At 35.7% G+C, this 18,728-nt stretch carries 19 protein-coding genes; all 19 read left to right on the plus strand.

All coding sequences use genetic code 11. The features are described 5' to 3' along the window. The first annotated feature begins 29 nt into the window (after positions 1-29). The 19 genes from RTR43_RS01115 to wecB all read left to right on the plus strand — a co-directional run bounded on the left by RTR43_RS01115 (position 30) and on the right by wecB (position 18,724). Positions 30-983 (plus strand): GNAT family N-acetyltransferase, encoded by a 954-nt coding sequence (locus RTR43_RS01115; RefSeq protein WP_312469034.1) that lies wholly within the window; start codon positions 30-32, stop codon positions 981-983. Further along, the gene (locus RTR43_RS01120) at positions 980-2,329 is read left to right on the plus strand and encodes a polysaccharide deacetylase family protein (protein WP_312469035.1); all 1,350 of its coding nucleotides are present in this window, start codon (positions 980-982) and stop codon (positions 2,327-2,329) included. The genes RTR43_RS01115 and RTR43_RS01120 overlap by 4 nt, the downstream gene beginning before the upstream one ends. Before the next feature lie 68 nt (positions 2,330-2,397). Then, positions 2,398-3,672 carry an O-antigen ligase family protein gene (locus RTR43_RS01125; protein ID WP_312469036.1) on the plus strand — a complete coding sequence of 425 codons (1,275 nt, stop codon included), beginning with the start codon at positions 2,398-2,400 and terminating at the stop codon, positions 3,670-3,672. Then, a complete protein-coding gene (locus tag RTR43_RS01130; protein ID WP_312469038.1) occupies positions 3,669-4,757 on the plus strand; it encodes a glycosyltransferase family 4 protein in 1,089 nt (362 codons plus the stop codon). Before RTR43_RS01125 ends, RTR43_RS01130 begins: the two co-directional genes overlap by 4 nt. 28 nt (positions 4,758-4,785) lie before the next feature. Beyond that, positions 4,786-5,421: a PIG-L deacetylase family protein gene (locus RTR43_RS01135; RefSeq protein ID WP_312469039.1), complete on the plus strand. Its 636-nt coding sequence runs from the start codon at positions 4,786-4,788 to the stop codon at positions 5,419-5,421. Positions 5,422-5,440: 19 nt separating this feature from the next. Next, positions 5,441-6,121: a WbqC family protein gene (locus RTR43_RS01140; protein WP_312469040.1), complete on the plus strand. Its 681-nt coding sequence runs from the start codon at positions 5,441-5,443 to the stop codon at positions 6,119-6,121. Further along, positions 6,102-7,334, plus strand: a complete 1,233-nt coding sequence (locus RTR43_RS01145; protein WP_312469041.1) for a glycosyltransferase family 4 protein — start codon at positions 6,102-6,104, stop codon at positions 7,332-7,334. The genes RTR43_RS01140 and RTR43_RS01145 overlap by 20 nt, the downstream gene beginning before the upstream one ends. A 92-nt stretch (positions 7,335-7,426) precedes the next feature. Beyond that, a complete protein-coding gene (locus tag RTR43_RS01150) occupies positions 7,427-8,476 on the plus strand; it encodes an ATP-grasp domain-containing protein (RefSeq protein WP_312469043.1) in 1,050 nt (349 codons plus the stop codon). Between the two features lie 92 nt (positions 8,477-8,568). Further along, positions 8,569-9,621: a 3-oxoacyl-ACP synthase III family protein gene (locus RTR43_RS01155; protein ID WP_312469045.1), complete on the plus strand. Its 1,053-nt coding sequence runs from the start codon at positions 8,569-8,571 to the stop codon at positions 9,619-9,621. 25 nt (positions 9,622-9,646) lie between these two features. After that, the gene (locus tag RTR43_RS01160; RefSeq protein WP_312469047.1) at positions 9,647-9,961 is read left to right on the plus strand and encodes an acyl carrier protein; all 315 of its coding nucleotides are present in this window, start codon (positions 9,647-9,649) and stop codon (positions 9,959-9,961) included. Next, positions 9,946-10,644, plus strand: coding sequence for an SDR family NAD(P)-dependent oxidoreductase (locus RTR43_RS01165; RefSeq protein WP_312469049.1), 699 nt, complete (start codon positions 9,946-9,948; stop codon positions 10,642-10,644). The genes RTR43_RS01160 and RTR43_RS01165 overlap by 16 nt, the downstream gene beginning before the upstream one ends. Beyond that, complete coding sequence (locus RTR43_RS01170) at positions 10,645-11,988, plus strand: ANL family adenylate-forming protein (RefSeq protein WP_312469051.1); 1,344 nt, start codon at positions 10,645-10,647, stop codon at positions 11,986-11,988. Between the two features lie 59 nt (positions 11,989-12,047). Next, positions 12,048-13,124: a polysaccharide pyruvyl transferase family protein gene (locus tag RTR43_RS01175; RefSeq protein ID WP_312469053.1), complete on the plus strand. Its 1,077-nt coding sequence runs from the start codon at positions 12,048-12,050 to the stop codon at positions 13,122-13,124. Positions 13,125-13,215: 91 nt separating this feature from the next. Further along, entirely contained in the window at positions 13,216-14,157 is a 942-nt protein-coding gene (locus RTR43_RS01180) for a beta-1,6-N-acetylglucosaminyltransferase (RefSeq protein ID WP_312469055.1), read from the plus strand. Further along, positions 14,132-15,391 (plus strand): type III PLP-dependent enzyme domain-containing protein, encoded by a 1,260-nt coding sequence (locus tag RTR43_RS01185; RefSeq protein ID WP_312469056.1) that lies wholly within the window; start codon positions 14,132-14,134, stop codon positions 15,389-15,391. Before RTR43_RS01180 ends, RTR43_RS01185 begins: the two co-directional genes overlap by 26 nt. Before the next feature lie 24 nt (positions 15,392-15,415). Beyond that, positions 15,416-16,375, plus strand: a complete 960-nt coding sequence (locus tag RTR43_RS01190) for an ATP-grasp domain-containing protein (RefSeq protein WP_312469057.1) — start codon at positions 15,416-15,418, stop codon at positions 16,373-16,375. Positions 16,376-16,605: 230 nt separating this feature from the next. Further along, complete coding sequence (locus RTR43_RS01195; RefSeq protein WP_312469059.1) at positions 16,606-16,854, plus strand: acyl carrier protein; 249 nt, start codon at positions 16,606-16,608, stop codon at positions 16,852-16,854. 44 nt (positions 16,855-16,898) lie between these two features. After that, entirely contained in the window at positions 16,899-17,522 is a 624-nt protein-coding gene (locus tag RTR43_RS01200) for an acetyltransferase (RefSeq protein WP_312469060.1), read from the plus strand. A gap of 104 nt (positions 17,523-17,626) precedes the next feature. Beyond that, positions 17,627-18,724 (plus strand): non-hydrolyzing UDP-N-acetylglucosamine 2-epimerase, encoded by a 1,098-nt coding sequence (gene wecB / locus RTR43_RS01205; RefSeq protein WP_312469061.1) that lies wholly within the window; start codon positions 17,627-17,629, stop codon positions 18,722-18,724. Positions 18,725-18,728 lie beyond the last annotated feature (4 nt).

Consider the following 18,728-nt stretch of genomic DNA (forward strand, 5'->3'; position numbering starts at 1 on the left):
AAAGGGGGGGAGAAGGTGTTGAATTTTTTGTGGATAATAAAGAGAAATATAGGGCGCTTTGCAAGGCTGAACCATCAATCCCGATATTTTCAAAAGATTGGTGGCTTGATGCTGTGGCGGGAGAAGAGAATTGGGATGTTGTTTTAGTTGAAAAAGGCGGCAAGATAGTTGCCAGTCTGCCTTATGTGTTGAAGAAAAGATCGTTTATTCGTTATATTTCTATGCCGTTATTAACGCAAACAGCGGGAGTGTGGATGAACTATCCTGAAGGGCAAAAATACGTAAATAAACTAGCTTTTGAAAGGGAGGTATGCAAAGAAGTAATTAATAAATTACCATCTGTTGCGGCCTTTAATCAAAATTTTCATTATTCTTTTACCAACTGGCTGCCGTTTTATTGGCAGGGATTTAGCCAAACGATCCGTTATACGTACGTATTAGAAAATATTAAAGATCAACAGCAGCTGTTCTCTAGATTTAAGGAAAATATCAGAAGGGAAATAAGGAAGGCAGAAAAAAAGGTCACAATATATACCAGTGACTCAGTTGAAGATTTTTTTATCATAAATAAAAAAACCTTTGACCGGCAAAATCGACAGATGCCCTACGATTTAGAATTCGTAAAGAAAATTGATGCTGCTTGTGCAAAAGAGAATTGCCGCAAAATATTTTTTGCTTCCGATGAAAATAATCATGTTCATGGTGCAATCTATCTGATTTGGGATTCGCAAAGTGCTTTTTATCTAATGGGGGGAGGAGATCCGATCCTTAGAACTAGCGGAGCTACCTCGTTGCTAATGTGGGAAGCCATTAAGTTTGCTTCTACCGTCACGGACAAGTTCGACTTTGAAGGAAGTATGGTTCAGCCAATTGAGCATTTCTTTAGTTCCTTTGGCGGAGAACAAAAACCTTATTTCAATATCTCAAAAACAAATTCAATTTTATTAAAAATTCGTAATGGCTTGAAAGAGGTTTTGAAATGATTACTATTTATCTACCTAGAAATTTTTTGCCTGAGCGGACTTATATCATTGATATTTTATTTGGTGAATATTTAGGAATTGCTTATGAAATTTATGACTATGAAGGGGTGGATTATAAAATTGTCTTAGAAAATAAATCTATCCTAATCATTCGGGATTCATTTTTTAGTTATCAAGCGGGGGAGGATTATTTAAAGCCAGAAAACATTCCCGCCAAAATAGGCCGGGGAATGAATCCATTTAGTGTAGAGGATGATATTCCGATTATTTATGGAAATGATGAAATAGCGGTAATGTCCGAGGAGATAACATGTGGAATCGATATTTTCGGGTCTGCTTTTTTTATGCTCACACGTTGGGAAGAGTATGTAAATAAAGAAAGAGACATACATAATCGGTTTCCAGCGAAAGCGAGTGCGGCATACAAAAATGCCTTTTTAGAACGTCCTATTGTGAACGAGTACGTGGAAATGCTGTGGAATATGCTTGTATATCTTGGGATTGAACAGGTGAGAAAAGAACGGGAATTTGAAATCATTCTTACCCATGATGTCGATCACATCTCCTATTGGAAAGGACCCTTACGTCATGTTCAAGTTTTAGGAGCGGATATCCTAAAAAGACGGAATGTAGCTTTGTTTTTACGGAATATTGTAGATCTGACACGAATTAAATTAGGGAAACAGAACGACCCGTATGATACCTTCGACTACATTATGAATCTATCTGAGAGTGCTGGCATTAAATCACGTTTTTATTTCATGAGCGGCGGTAGCACTCAATTTGATAATAATTACCAAGTAGATGAGTCTGCTGCATTAAATATTATAAAGAAGGTTAAAGAAAGAGGTCACATCATTGGTTTTCATCCAAGCTTTAATGCCTACAATGATCCATTGCAGTGGGAGAAAGAAAAAGAGCGGTTAGAAGAAGCGCTTGGAATTAGTGTGAAAGAAGGCCGCCAACATTATCTTAGGTTTGAAGTGCCGGTAACATGGAATATTTGGGACAGTAATGGAATGGAAATGGATTGTACGTTAGGTTATCCGGAACGGGAAGGTTTTCGTTGTGGAACATGCTATGAGTATACCGTTTTTGATATTATCGAGAGAAAGAAACTGACTATTAAGGAGTTTCCACTGATTGTAATGGATGGAACACTTTTTGGATTCCAGGATTTATCCCCAAAACAAATGGAAGCGGCAACGATAAAGCTGTTAGAAATTACCAAAAAGTATAAAGGTAAGTTTGTTTACCTTTGGCATAACTCCAGCTTTAATATAGAACATTGGAAAAAACACGATTCAGTGTATACACATATTTTAACAGAATTAAAGAATGGCTAATGCAAAATGGAACTAAATTTACGTTTAGCGGATAAAAAATTCATTTATTTGAGGTTTGGAGACCATTGATGCTAAATCTAAATCTAAATGTTTTGAGACGAATAATAAATGGCCTATTGAGTTTTGAAATGTGTTTTACCTTATTTTTATTTGCAGGAAGTTATAAGGCGAATCCAAAACTTGCATGGTTTCCGATTGATTTTACTTTATTCTTTTTTGGATTGAGCATTTTAAGCGGATTATATATTTTTATCTGGAAGGAAAAACTGAAAGTAAATGTTAAGGATCTCAAGTTTATTCTTCTATTTAGCGTTTTTGCGGGCTATGTACTGCTCACACTATTGTGGACTCCAGGTACTATTTATGCCCATGAAAAGGTTTTTTTTGTATGCACTATTTTATCCTGGACAATCGCAGCAACTACAATAATTATTTCAAGTACGTTGGAGAGATTGAAAAGATTCTTATTTTTATGTGTTTTATTTGGAACTTGGATGTCAGTGGAAGGAATTTTTGTCAACGTTAATAAGGGGGAATTTACAAATGTTTTAGGCGGGAATTATATTGAATTTAGCCGGGTTTTGGGGTTGGCGGCAATTATTGTAACGTATATTTTGCTATTTTTAAAGAAGAAAAAAGTGCCAAAACTTTTTTTAGCCTTTCTGTTATTATTTATGCTCTTTAATATTCTGAATGCCGGAGCGAGAGGACCGCTTTTGGCATTTATCTTTTCGCTATTTCCTATCCTTTTTTATGGATGTTTTATCAGGAATAGGACATTTAAACTCCATATTAGTGTTATTTATGTAGCCGCTGCCAGTTTCATTGGAATGTTGTATATTGGTTTTCTTTATTTTACTAATAATTTACCCACTGCCCTCTTAAGAATAATGGTTATCTTTCAAGAGCAAGGGATGGGGGCTTCTGCGGCAACCCGTTTAGAGTATTATAACCAAAGTTTATTATATTGGAAGGAAAACTTGCTATTTGGAAACGGAATAGGATCGTGGCCACTATTACATGATGGCATGGACATTAAGAATTATCCCCATAATATCATGTTAGAACTAGGTTCTGAACTGGGGTTAATTGGGATTATCTTATTTTTATTTTTGCACGTGTATATTATTAGGGACTTACATGCTGCAAACAAAACCTTTTCCTTTTTCTCCTTAATGCTGACTTCTATCCTAATCTTTTATTTTATTAATTCACTTATTAGTGGTGATATCAATGAAAATAGATATTATTTTGCCTTTCTTGGTGTATCGACTTTTGTTATGACGAATTTTAAACAAAAGGTCATTGTAGAAAATCAAAATAATTTGAGGGAGTTCCAATGAAAATTTGCCATTTAACATCCGTACATGACCATAATGATACAAGGATTTTTATCAAGGAATGCCGTTCATTAGTTCAAGCTGGTTTCGAGGTGCATTATGTTGTTCCGGATACAGGTGATTTTAAGGTTGATGGTGTCCAATTGCATGGGGTCATGAGAGGGGATGACAGCCGTTTTAAAAGAATGACGAAGACGGTTAACCAAGTTTACAAGAAGGGGTTAGCAATTGATGCAGATGTCTATCATTTTCATGACCCTGAACTTATTCCCATTGGCTTGAAATTAAAACGGCTTGGGAAGAAAGTAATTTATGATATTCATGAGGACGTGCCAAGAGCGATATTGTCGAAGCATTGGATTTCTGCAGCGATTCGAAAACCAGTAGCATATGCTTTTGAAGTCTTTGAAAATACCAGTTCAAAGAAATTTGATTTTCTGTCAACGGCAACACCGTTTATTACAAAACGATTTAAGAAGGCCAATCTTAATACAGTTAATATTAATAACTATCCATTAATAAATGAATTGTTGGACGCGCAAACTGAAGGGACTGTCAAAAAGGCCAATTCGGTTTGCTATATCGGCGTAATAGCGGAAATGAGGGGAGTAAATCAGCTGCTTCATGCGGCAAATTTGGTTAACGGTGCAATAGAATTTGCCGGTCCAATTAGTTCAGAAAATAAGGAGAAAATGGATAAGCAAGAAAACGTCCATTATCTAGGAATATTAAACAGAAACGAATTGAAAAACCTCCTTTCTAAGTCAGCAGCAGGGTTAGTAACGTTTTTACCAGAGCCTAATCATATTAACGCACAGCCTAATAAAATGTTTGAATACATGTCTTCCGGCATTCCCGTCATATGCTCAGACTTTCCGCTCTGGCGGGAAATTATTGAGAAAAACGAATGTGGTATTTGTGTAAATCCAGAGGACCACGAAGCCATTGCTGCCGCCATAAATTATCTGCTTGAGAACCCGGAAATAGCGGAAAGAATGGGGAATAATGGCCGAAGAGCAGTGGAAACAGACTATAATTGGGAAGCTGAAAGCAGCAAGTTGATATCTATCTATAAAAGCTTTTGCTAATGAATGTAAATGATAAGGGATGATTGTTTTGAAATATAAAAGAATTTTAGTACTAGCGCCGCATACGGATGATGCAGAATTAGGCTGCGGTGGGACGATTGCTAAATTATTAGATGAAGGATCCGAGGTTTTTATTGCCGTCTTTTCCACTGCTGAGGAATCAGTACCAAAAGGAGCACCTAACAATTTATTAGAGAAAGAATTCTATCATGCAATGGAAATAATGAAAATTCCAAAGCAATGTTTATTTGTCTATAACTATCAAGTTAGAAAATTATCCTATTACAGACAGGATATTTTAGAAGATTTAATAAAACTTAAAAACAAAATTAACCCGGATCTTGTTTTCCTGCCGTCCGGAAAAGACGTTCATCAAGATCATCAAGTCATCTATTCAGAAGGAATTAGGGCATTTAAGAACCTGTCGATCTTGGGGTATGAGCTTCCATGGAATCATATTACCTTTTCTACTCAGGCGTTTATGGAGTTAAATTATCATCATATTGTTAGTAAATGGGAGGCACTGCAATCCTATACCTCTCAGATTGAATTACACAGGCCATATTTTACTAAGGAGTTTATTGAGGGACTTGCAAGAGTGAGAGGGACACAGATTAATAAAGAATGGGCAGAGGCGTTCGAAGTATTGCGGATAAATTTATAGCATTGAAGGAGAGAATAAAGTGATTGTTTCAATTCATCAGCCTAACCTTTTCCCGTGGTTAGGCTATTTTGATAAAATGGCCAAATCAGATATGTTTATCTTTCTTGATAACGTCCAATTTACAAAAGGCGGATTTCAAAATAGAGTGAAGGTTAAAGGCCCAAATGGTCCTCAATGGTTAACAGTGCCCGTGAAAACAAAAGGCAGAGCCTTTCAAATGACAAATAATGTGGAAATGAATCATCAAAATGATTGGAAGAAAAAACATCTTAGTACCATTGAATCTTTGTATAGCGGCGCCATAAACTTTGATAGCTTATTTAATCGAATAAAGGAATTATACAAAGAAGAAAATGCGTTACTGGTTGATTTTACCACTAAAGGGATTCAGGTGATTCAAAGTATGCTGGATTTAAAAGTCAATACCTTAAATGCCTCCTTATTAAATATAGAAGGAAATAGTTCCCGTTTGTTAGTGAATCTTGTAAAAGAAGTGGGTGGAACAGTCTATTTATCAGGACCAAGTGGTAAAAAGTATTTAGATGAAACCATGTTTAAAGCAGAAAATATAAAGATTGAATACCATGAATTTCAAGAAGTCATCTATCCCCAAAAATATAATGATTTCATGCCCGGCTTAACTTCACTTGATTATTTATTTAATAAGGAGGTTAGTAACGTTGAATATATGGATATTTAATCATTATGCCATTACTCCAAAATCAAGTGGAGGGACCCGCCATTTTGATTTAGCAAAAGAACTAGTTAGTAAAAATTACAATGTCAAAATATTTGCCTCATCATTTGAACATCATGGAGCTGCCGATACAAATATTATAAATCCTAAAGAAAAAGTAAGAATAGAATCAATTGATGATATTGAATTTGTATGGATCAAAACATGTCAGTATAAAAAGAATGATTTTAAAAGGGTATGGAATATATTAGGCTATACATTTCGAGCCTTTCTAACCGCCATAAAAACGAAGGAGAAACCAGATGTAATAATCGGCTCATTAATGCATCCGCCTGCGGCTTTACTAGGTTATATAATTTCAAAAATGAAAGGAAGTAAGTTCTATTTTGAAGAAAGGGATTTGTGGCCGCAAACATTAATCGATTTAGGGAAAGTTTCAAAACGGAATCCAATCGTCAAATTATTAAGTTGGTTAGAAATCTTTTTGTACAAAAAGTCAGATAGAATCATTATTCTCTTTAAGAATGCTGTAAATTATATCGAAGGCAAGGGTATAAGCAAAGAGAAGGTCTTAGTCCTGCCAAATGGCGTTGATATTAAGCGGTTTGATAATGCAAAGGAACTCCCAAATGATTTGGATGAATTCATAAATAGTAAGTTAAAAGATCACTTTAAAGCCATTTATATTGGGTCCCATGGAATGTCAGATAATCTAAAGCCACTGCTGTTAACGGCTAAGGAGTTGAAAGAAAATAATAGTAAAGTATGTTTATTATTCTTTGGAAAAGGACCGGAGAAAGAGAGATTAATAAAGTTCAAAGAGGAGGAAAAGCTGGAGAACGTAATCTTTTTTCCTTCAGTTGCGAAAGAGTATATTCCGAAATTATTAGAAAGCTGTGATGTCGGCCTGCTATCGATGCACAATGCAGAACTTTATAAATGGGGAATGAGCTTTAATAAAATGTATGACTATACGGCAGCGGAGCTTCCAATTGTTGTAAATAGCACGATGAAGGTTGGGGATCTGGATGACTTTGGAAGTATAGTGTGGGCGCAAAACCCAGTTGAAATGGCTGAATCCTTAGATTCCCTTAGTTTAAATAAATCCCTCTGTGAGAAATTGGGGGCGAACGGGAAACGTTATTTAGAAAAAAACTTTAACTGGGAAATGCTATCCCAAAAATTAGTAACTGTGTTAGAGCAAGATTTAAAATAAACGATCTTTATATTTTTTCCCCGCCTATTTAAAGGTGGGGAATATTTTACGTTTATTTATCTAAAGTTGAAAATCAGCTTTGGGAGGTTAATATGAATGTAATAATCGTAGGCTGCCACAAAGGTTTAACAAGATGTGTGATTAGAAGTCTATTAAATAGTAAAATTAAGTTTTCATTTATTGGGACCAAAGAATTAATTCAATCAGTTTCATTATCCAAGTTATGTAAATCTGTTTATGAAATAGAAGAACGGGATTTACATATTGATTGTCAAAATATCAATAAGATTATCAAAACACTTATATGTGAAAATGACCTTAATTACGTCATTCCCACTGGGATTCGCTCAACTTTATATATCAGTAAATATGCAACGGACTGTAAAAACTATAAAAATCATTACCCTATTTCGGATTATCATACACTTTCAATGCTAAATAATAAATGGGACTTTTACCAATTCTTACGAGAACACAATATTCCAACACCGAAGACAGTATTATTAGACCCTTTAGATATGGAAAATATAAAAAGTTTACATTTCCCAATAATAACCAAACCACTGGATAGTGAAAACTCAAAAAACGTATTAAAGTCAGACGATTTGAATGAATTAAATAAGGTAACAGGTGAAACCTCTATCCCGCTGGTAATTCAAGAATATATTCCAGGTTACGATATCAACTTAGGTATTTTTGGTTTAAATGGAAATATAAAAGCATGGATCATAAATAGAAGAACAGACAGGGGTTTAGTATTTGAGCATAATAAAGAAGTTTTAAATATTGGTGAAGAAATTGTTAAAGCTCTTCATTTTTCCGGGATCATCCACTTTGATTTAAGATGTAATGAACTAGAAGGAACCATTTTTGTATTAGAATGCAATCCAAGGGTTTGGGGAAGTATGCTGCATTCCACCTATGCTGGGGTTAACTTTATGGAACTAGCGATCAACCATCAAAGTAATGAAAATGACTTTAATGAGATTAAGACAGGCATGATTTCTTTAAATAAAAAATCGTTAATAAAAAAATTACTTAAGACCTCTTTAAGTAGACAAGATTTAAAATCAATCTTCGCTCAAGCTAAGCTTTTTGTCGATGATCCTATCTATGAGTTAAATTTTATCTTAAAAGACTAATAATTATGCAACTTCGTTCTTTAAAAGGAACGAAAATGATGATAAAGTACATTATATAGAATAACTAAAGTTAGCAGAGATGGGTGATCAAATTGAAGTCGAAGTTTACTAAATCAGTTATTAGCGGTATCGCCAGCGCCATTCCCTCTGACTCTGTTGATTTAACCTCATTATCTTCCTTATACGGAACAGAAGAGGTAAAAAGGATAATAGCCAGTACAGGGATTGAACAGGTCAGGGTTGCCAGGGTTGATCAATGTACATCGGATTTATGTCTAGCTGCAGCTGAAGGATTACTGGGAAAACTTAGAATTGACCCGGCAACCATTGATGGGATTGTATTTGTTTCCCAAACACCGGATTATAAAATGCCTGCAACCAGTGTTTTACTGCAGCATAGGCTTGGGCTCCCGACAACTGCAGCTGCCTTTGATATTAATTATGGCTGTTCAGGCTTTGTCTATGGCCTATACCAAGCTGCAATGATGATTGAAGCTGCTGGGTATGAAAGAGTTCTAGTTTGTTCCGGTGATACTTCAACAAGAATGGTTCACCCGAAAGACAGGTCTGTTCGGATGGTATTTGGAGATGGAGGCAGCGCAGCGCTTGTTGAAAAAGGTGAATCAATCTCACATTTTATCTTAAGGACTGATGGTTCTGGAGCTGAAAACTTAATCATTCCGGCAGGTGGGTCTAGAAAGCCGCACAGTGATGAGACATCAGTTCCAATTGAATTGGAGGATGGGAATATCCGTAATGAAGAAACCTTGCGAATGAATGGAATGGAAATCATGTCCTTTGCTCTGAGAGAAATTCCTCCGATGATTGATGAGCTCCTTCATGAAACAGGGTGGAGAAAAGACGAAGTAGGTACGTTTGCCTTCCACCAAGCCAACAAATTTATGCTTGAGTATTTACGTAAGAAAATGAAGCTTCCGCTGAATTCTGTCCCGATTGCCGTAGCAAATGTTGGCAATACTGGACCAGCGTCAATCCCTTTGATGTTATCCCTCAAACACCGGGTATTAACTGAAGGTAATCAACTGCAAAAGGTGATTTGCTGCGGGTTTGGTGTGGGATTATCATGGGCATCCTGTTCACTTAGTCTTTCTTCAACTCTTATATTAGATCCAATTGAAGTTTAAGCCTTTTAAGGAAAGAGGATATTATATGCGTGAAAAGATCTCCAATATTGTGCTATCTGCAATTGAAGAATTTAATATTACTTACGAACAGAAAATCCCGATTGAATTAGGTGAAGCTGCTCCATTGTTTGGAAAAGAAGGAGTACTAGATTCATTAGGATTAGTTTCATTAATTGTCATGGTTGAACAGGCGCTCGAAGATGAGCTTGCGATATCCTTCATTTTGGCAGATGAGAAGGCCATGTCTCAAAAAACAAGTCCATTTTTAAAGGCGGGTCTACTAGTTGATTATATTTCTAGATTAATTGAAGAGGAGATGCCAGTGTGGACAGACCGATAACCTTAATAACCGGCACTCGAAAGGGCATCGGGAAATATTTAGCCCAATATTATATACGTCAGGGACATTTTGTGATTGGCTGCAGTAGAAACAAACCGGATTGGAGTCTCGAAGGGTATGAGCACTTTCAGGTAGATGTCTCTGATGAAGATGGCGTAAAGTCGCTATTTTCATCCATTAGGAAAAAGCATGGAAGACTAGATCATCTGATTAATAATGCCGGTATAGCATCGATGAATCACTTTATACTGACGCCGCTCTCGACTGTAAACAAGATATTGAATACTAATGTGATTGGTACTTTTCTCTTTTGTAGAGAAGCCTCAAAGCTTATGCAGAAACATGGTTATGGAAGGATTGTTAATTTCACCACGGTAGCTGCTCCTTTGAAGCTTGAGGGGGAATCAGTTTATGCAGCATCAAAGGCTGCCGTTATCTCATTTACCGAAGTCATTGCCAAAGAGTTAGCTGCTTACGGAATTACAGTGAATTCGATAGGTCCCACTCCCATTGAAACAGACTTAATTCGTGCGGTTCCAAAGGAAAAGTTAGCTGCAATTATCGATAGGCAGGCAATAAAAAGGTATGGAACTGCAGAGGATGTCGCAAATGTAATTGATTTTTATCTACAGGAGAAAAGTTCATTTATTACAGGGCAAACTCTTTTTCTAGGAGGGGTTTAAATGTTTATCGATTTTATGCTGGAACAGTTTAAGCAAAATTTCAATAAAGAAGCGCTTATTTGGCATAATGAAGCCTATTCCTACGGTAGAATGCTAGATCTTTTTGAAAACTGGAAATTGAAATTGGCGGAAGAGAATCTTCCTGACGGAAGTGTTGTTGCATTCGAAGCAGATTTTTCCCCAGCAGCTGTGGCCTTCTTGTTAGCCTTGATTGAATCAGAATGTATTATCGCCTTGTTAAGTAAAGAGGTGAAGGAAAAGAAAGAAGAGTTTTGTATGATTGCAGAAGCAGAATATCTAATTTCCTTAAATCTTGATGACCATATCTCAATTATTAAACAGAATAGGAAAGCTACGCATGAAATCTATGCCAAGCTCCGTCAAATTGGACACCCTGGAGTCATTCTCTTTTCTTCAGGATCCACGGGTAAGAGTAAGGCAGCCGTTCACGATTTCGTGCCATTATTAGAAAAGTTTAAAAGAGCAAGGCATGCTAAGCGGACGATTGCCTTTTTACTTTTCGATCATATCGGCGGCCTGAACACAATGTTTTATACATTTGCAAATGGCGGCTGTCTTATTACAGTTCAAGACCGATCACCGGCGTCTGTCTGCTCAGCAATCGATAATTATCAAGTACAGACTCTCCCAACATCACCAACATTTCTTAATCTTATGATGCTAAGTGAAGCCTATGCTGGATATAATTTAGAAAGTCTTGAGTTAGTCACCTATGGAACGGAAGTAATGCCAGAAACAACACTGAAGAAATTCCACTCGTTATTTCCGCATATACGTCTGTTACAGACTTACGGCCTATCTGAAGTAGGGATCCTGCGTTCAAAATCAAAATCATCCGATTCGCTTTGGGTGAAGGTTGGCGGAGAGGAATTTCAAACGCGGGTGAGAAATGGAATGCTGGAAATAAAGGCTCAATCAGCCATGCTGGGCTATCTCAATGCACCATCACCCTATACAGAAGATAGCTGGTTCATGACTCAGGATGAAGTAGAGGTCGACGGGGATTACATTAAAATTCTTGGCCGGACTTCGGAGGTCATTAATGTTGGTGGGGAAAAGGTATATCCTGCTGAAGTGGAGAGTATCATTCAATCAATGGAGGGTGTAGCAGAGGTGGCAGTTTGCGGTGAATCTAACCCTATTACCGGCCAAATGGTCAAAGCATTTGTAAAGCTATCAACAACGGAAACAATTAAGGATTTCCGAATCCGATTACGGCAGTTTTGTAAAGATAAATTACCTGGATACAAAATTCCTCAAAAGCTTATATTGGTTGATAAATGGCTGCACAATGACAGATTTAAAAAAATGAGAAGAAATTAAGCAAAGAAATTAGAAATTTGAGCGGATATGAGTCTATAAATCTACGGAGTCGAATCGGAATGATAAAAATATTAAATAAAATAGGGGCCTCAAAATATACAAATATAATACCAATTGAGTGGAAGTTAAAACTTAAGTTTTTATTGTCCAAAAAAAGTAGATATCCTCAAATCTCAAAAAATGAGTTAAAAATAATAGTGACCATTGCTGCAAATTACGGGAACCTAGGTGATATTTCAATTACTTATGCACAAAAAAAGTTTTTAATGGAGCATTTTCCAAATTATAAAATGATAACGGTATATGCTAATGATTTTGGAATGCTTTCTGGACTAAAGAAATCAATAAACCCAAAAGATATTATTACCACAATTGGCGGCGGAAATATGGGCGACGTATACGAGGGGCTGGAGGTTCGTAGACGCCAGATCATTAAGCTTTTCCCAAAGAATAAAATTATCTCATTCCCTCAAACAATGGATTTTAAAGGAGATAAATCTTTAAACAAAAGTATCAAGGTATACGCTAAACATAAAAATTTGCACCTCTTTGCAAGGGAGCCGGAGTCCTATGAAATGATGAAAGAAAGCTTTAGTGATAATCATGTCTATTTAGTCCCTGACATTGTCTTATCCCTTAATTTAATCGAGCCAAAATTAAATCGGGATGGAGTCATCCTGTGTTTAAGGAACGATCAGGAGCAAAAAATATCAAATAAGCTAAAAGAAAGCCTTTTATTATCAATTAAACAACTATATCCAAATGTTCATTATTATGACACTCATATTGGGGAATTCCCAAAAGACTGTGAGGAACAAGCATTAGAAAATATTTGGACTGCCTTTAAAAAGTCAAAGGTTGTTGTCACGGATCGGTTACATGGGATGATTTTTTGCGCGATTACGAAAACACCTTGTGTCGTGTTACCGAATACAAATCATAAAATCGCCAGTACTTATAAGAAGTGGCTGGCTAATCTAAATTATATTATTTTTGTTGAAATCTTTGATGAACAGAAAATATTGGGGAATATTAATTCGCTCTTTAATACTAAAACTAATGATGAGGATATGAACCTAGCATTAATCGATAATTTTGGACCGTTATTGGATGCTTTAAAAAATTGGCCGCTTTGAAAAATTCTACTCCAATAAGGAAAGAAATTTTTTTTTACAAATATGTTCGTTTTAAGGAACCAAAGAAATTATTTGAAAGAGGTGAATGAAATTGAATTCTTCTTTGCGAACTGCATATATTTTACAGATTCACCAAAACCCAGACCAAGTAAATAAATTTATTAAGCAGTTAATTTCAGAAAAACAAGCAGATGTATTTGTTCATATTGATAAAAGAAATTATCAGAATTTAAAGGAAAGAATAGCGAAAAGTCCATTTGTGAAGGTTTTACAACAATGCGGCATTTGTGAATGGGGAGATATAAGTCAGGTCGATTCCACTATTCGATTGTTGAGAGAAGTAGTAGCTTCCGAGAAGGAGTATGATTTTGTTTGCTTAAGAAGCGGGCAGGATTTACTGGTGAAAGCGGGTTTCAAAGATTTCCTAATCAATAACAAAGGAAAAATATTTATGACGTTAGGAAATGTAGGCAGATTTAATTCGGGTTTAATGGAGATATCTTGGCCTAAATTTATCCGAAAACGCTATGCTAGTTTTCACCCTGCCAGGGTTTTTCGAAGTATTGTCCTAGGCTTATATCGTAAGGGGATAAATATCTTCCCTAATCCAAACAAATTACCCGAGGAATACTCATTATATAAAGGCTCACAGTGGTTCACAGTGCCCTATGAAGTTGCGCAATACATTATCCGATTTTTAGATGAAAATGAATGGTTTTATAAATATTTTGAACATTCATTGGTGCCTGATCAATGGTTTTTTCATACTTTAATTATGAATTCTCAGTATAAAACAGATGTGATTGATAACAACCTATTGTTTTTAAAATGGGGTGAAACATTAAGTTCGCAAAATTCACCGCAGGATTTAACAAGCGAAGATAGTCAATTAATTGAGGAATCGGATGATTATTTTGCAAGAAAATTTGATGAAAACATTGATGGCTCAGTAATTAATTATTTTGCTGACAAGGTGAACTTTGAGTGTCCTAAATTAGCTAAGAAGGATGAAAAATTTTATGTTCGACTATAAAATAATTAGTGAACTAGAAATGATGTGGGGGTCCTCCTTTTACATTTTAAATGTCAATAAATTAAGAGAAAACTACAAAAAAATAGCAGACGCTTTTAACAGTAGATATGAAAACTTTATTATTGGTTATTCCTATAAAACAAATTACCTTCCCTATTTATGCAAGGAATTGTCAAAGCTAGGTGCATACGCTGAAGTTGTCTCAAGATTAGAGTATGATTTGGCAATTAAATTGGGTGAAGATCCCAAAAGAATCATCTTTAATGGCCCATTAAAAAGTAAAGACGATATTAATTTAGCTTTAAAAAATGAAAGTATCATTAATATTGACTCATTTTATGAACTTGAGTTTGTAAAAGAATATGCATTAAATAATCCAAACCAACAAATTAAAGTGGGACTCCGGTTAAATTTTGATATTTCCCATAATGGAACTAGTGCTCTTCAAGAAGGATATGAGGTTAGCAGGTTTGGTATTTGTGTAGAAAATGGAAATCTGCAAGATGCGCTAAATAAATTGGCGGCGCTAGAAAACATTCAGTTGGCAGGGTTGCATGGACATTTTTCAACAAGGAATAGAGAGGTTGAATCATATAGGAGAATAACTCAAACACTTTGCGACATTGCTAAAGAAAATAGGTTAGATAATTTAGACTACATAGATATTGGTGGAGGTATTTATGGGGAATTACCTCTATCCTTTCAAAAGAGTGTCCCAACATTCGATGATTATGCAGAAGTGATTTGTCAAATAATGAATCATGAGTTTAGCAACTTTGAAAAAAAACCAACGCTAATAGTAGAACCTGGAATGGCAATGGTTGCCAATACCTTTATTTTTATTGCAAAAGTGATTGAAACGAAAACAATTAGAAATCAGACTTTTGTGTTAGTTGATGGCAGTGTTCATAATATAAAACCAACCATGCACAAACATAATCTTCCAATGAAGATAATCAGAAAAAGTGAGACTGCTCATGCAATACAAGTTTTCCACATTGTCGGCTATACCTGTATGGAAAAGGATTACTTAGCACATGAAATTCAAGCTGAACTGCCTCAGAAAAATGACTATATAATATTTGAGAATGTGGGAGCCTACACAATCGTTTTTAATCCTCCATTTATTAAAGAGCGCCCTTGTATCGTAGCCGCTGAAGAGGGTGAATTATTTATCGTCCGGAAAAAGGAATCCATTGAGCAATTTTTTGATGAAAAAGTATATTGTTTTTAAGTAATTAAAGAAGGGGATTCATAAATGAATATTTTACTTTGTAGTGTCGGACGCCGTGTAAAATTAGTTGAATACTTTAAAAAGGAACTTCAAAAAATAAACGGAAAAGTTGTTGCTATTGACTGCGATCCAACAGCAGCAGCATTGCACCATGCTGATATATATGAGGTCGTGCCACGCATTGACGATCCAGAATACATTCATCACGTTAAATACCTTTGTAATAAATATAAAATTAGAGGTGTAATATCTCTAATCGATCCTGAATTACCTTTATTAGCAAGTTATAAGGAGGAATTTGAAAAAGAAGGAATTCAGATGATTGTTTCCGATAAGGATATTGTGGATATTTGCTACGACAAGGATAAAACCTATAAATTTTTACAAGCCAATAAAATACCATCGATTCCAACATATGCCGGAATTGATAGAGTAAGAGCAGACCTAAAGAAATGCAAAATTAATTTTCCATTAATAGTAAAGCCAAAAAACGGAAGCGCAAGTATGGGGATTCATATAGTTTCTTCAATAGAAGAGCTTAAAGTATCCCATGATAAACTCCAGGAGTATATTGTACAGCCTTTTATTACCGGAGATGAATTGGGTGTCGATTGTTATATTGATTTTCATACCAAAAAGGCAACGAATATATTTATTAAACAGAAGTTAAAGATGCGTGACGGAGAAACAGATAAATCTATTTCTGTGAAAGACCCCGTTTTAAAACAGATGATTGAAAAACTTATTGATGCACTTAAACCGATTGGACCTATAGATATTGACTGTTTTAAATCCAGCAATGGCTATGTTATTTCCGAAATTAACCCAAGATTTGGTGGGGGCTATCTACACGCACATGAATCGGGTCAAAACTTTATAAAAAATATTATTAATAATATAAACGGTAATCCTAATCGACAACATGAAAGTGAATATGCAGAGGGAACCATAATGGTTAAATATGATCATTTTATGTTCCTTTAGTGAAGGATGACGCAGACGAAAACACAAGATTTTTCCGATAAAAAAACATTGACTTGTTCTTTATAAAGAACTAAACTAAAAATATATTTCACAGAAATTATTAATAAATATAACAGATAAGCTTACTTAAGTTTTATGGACAATGATTAACTCATTTATTCTAAGCTTAAAAGGAAAAAATTAATCATATCGTTCTTTTTAATGAACAAAATACAGAAAAGGAGTGGGGAATGATGGTGGAAATGGAGAACTTTTTAGCTGAATTGGCGGATCTATTGGAAATAGAGAAGTCTGATTTAACCAGCGGGTATCTATTAGAAGAAAATGAGAATTGGGATTCCTTAGCTTTTATTTCTGTCATTGTTATGGTTGATGAAAATTTTCAGCTTACGATTTCAAATGCAGCGATTCGGAAGTGCATTTGTGTTGGAGAATTGTTAAAACTCATCAAAGACAAACGTGAATTAGTGGGGAGTTAGGTATCACAATGAAGCCCATTTGAAAAGAAAAGGAAGAATTATAGATGAATAAATTAATTATTGTTGGTGCCGGGGGACTAGCAAGGATGATCTATAGCTGGCTAACTGATTTTACAGATCAAAGTTGGGAGCCAATTGGGTTTATTAGTGATAATTTAAACCTCCTTGATGGTTATAACTATGATCTTCCTATTATAAGTTCGATTCGGGAGTATCGACCTGAAATCGACCACGTCTTAGTGATGGCAATTGCTGACCCCAAGACAAAGCTTGCAATAGCTAAAGAGCTTGAGGAACGCGGTGCAAGGTTTATTACCTTAATTCATTCAACAGCAATAATTGGCAAAAATGTTGAAATTGGTAATGGAAGTGTAATATGTCCTCGGGCCATATTAACGTGCGATATTCAATTGGGCTCCTTTGTGTTGCTAAACTTAAGTGTAACGATAGGACATGATGTAAATATTGGTAATGGTTGTACGATTAATTCTCATTCAGATGTGACTGGATGCGCTCAGCTTGGTACGGGGGTATTTCTAGGTAGTCATGCAGTCATTACTCCAAGCGTAAAAGTGAGGGATTTTGCAAAAATTGGGGCCGGCAGTGTGGCTGTTAAACAGGTAAAGCAGGATACCACAGTCTTTGGTATACCAGCTAAATTAATCTAATAAAGAAAAGCTTCGCATTCCAAATGGCAGCTGCACAATAATGACACTCACCGGGAAGTGAGTGTCATTATTGCGTAAAACCCAGCAACGAAAGGAAGGAGAAAATGAAATTAGTAACAATAATCGGTGCTCGTCCACAATTTATAAAAGCAGAACCATTTTCTAGGATGTTTAGAAAAGAAAATGAAGAGGTATTAGTACACACTGGTCAACACTATGATGCAAATATGTCCGATGTTTTCTTTGAGGAGCTGGGATTACCAAAACCCGATTATCACTTAGAGGTTGGGTCAGGGAGTCATGGATTACAAACAGGACGTATGCTGGAAAAAATTGAAGAGATAATCTTAAAAGAATTGCCTGATGGGCTGCTTGTCTATGGTGATACGAATTCCACTTTGGCTGGCGCTTTGGCAGCTAGTAAATTACATATCCCTGTATTTCATGTAGAAGCTGGGTTACGTAGTTATAACAAGCTAATGCCAGAAGAACAAAACAGAATAGTAACAGACCATTTATCCGATTTATTACTATGTCCAACACAAACGGCTGTAGATAACTTAGAAAAGGAAGGAATCACAGCAGGAGTTTTTAATACTGGAGATATTATGTATGATGCAGTACAAAGAAATATAGAAATTTCAAAAAATCGATATTCTGATGGTGCTTGGTTGGATGAATTAAGAGATGAAGGAGGCACGATCCCTAGTCTCAAAGAAAAAGAATATTACCTTGCTACCATCCACCGTGCAGAAAATACAGATGATGATACAAAGTTACGTGAGATCTTTTCTGCTTTTGAAAAGATGGATAAGCCAGTTCTAATACCACTTCATCCAAGAACTCGTAAACGGATTGATGAACTGAATATTCAGTTAAACAATGTAACAATCATTAAACCGGCAGGCTATCTACTGATGCTTTACTTAACTGCAAATGCATTCATGGTGGTTACCGATTCTGGTGGACTTCAAAAGGAAGCATTTTTCCTTAAGACGCCTTGTACAACATTGAGAGATCAAACAGAATGGGTTGAAACCTTAGAAAATGGGTGGAATAGTTTAAGTCCAATTGATGTTAAAACAATTTTAAGAACTGTCTCTAGAGAATTACTCTGTGTGCAGCATCCACAGCCACGGTTATTTGGTGATGGAAATGCGGCGGAACATATTTGTCAAATTCTATTAAAAGGGGGGGAATAATAGC

The organism is Neobacillus sp. (assembly GCF_031988165.1).
GTDB classification, from domain to species: domain Bacteria; phylum Bacillota; class Bacilli; order Bacillales; family Cytobacillaceae; genus Neobacillus; species Neobacillus rhizosphaerae.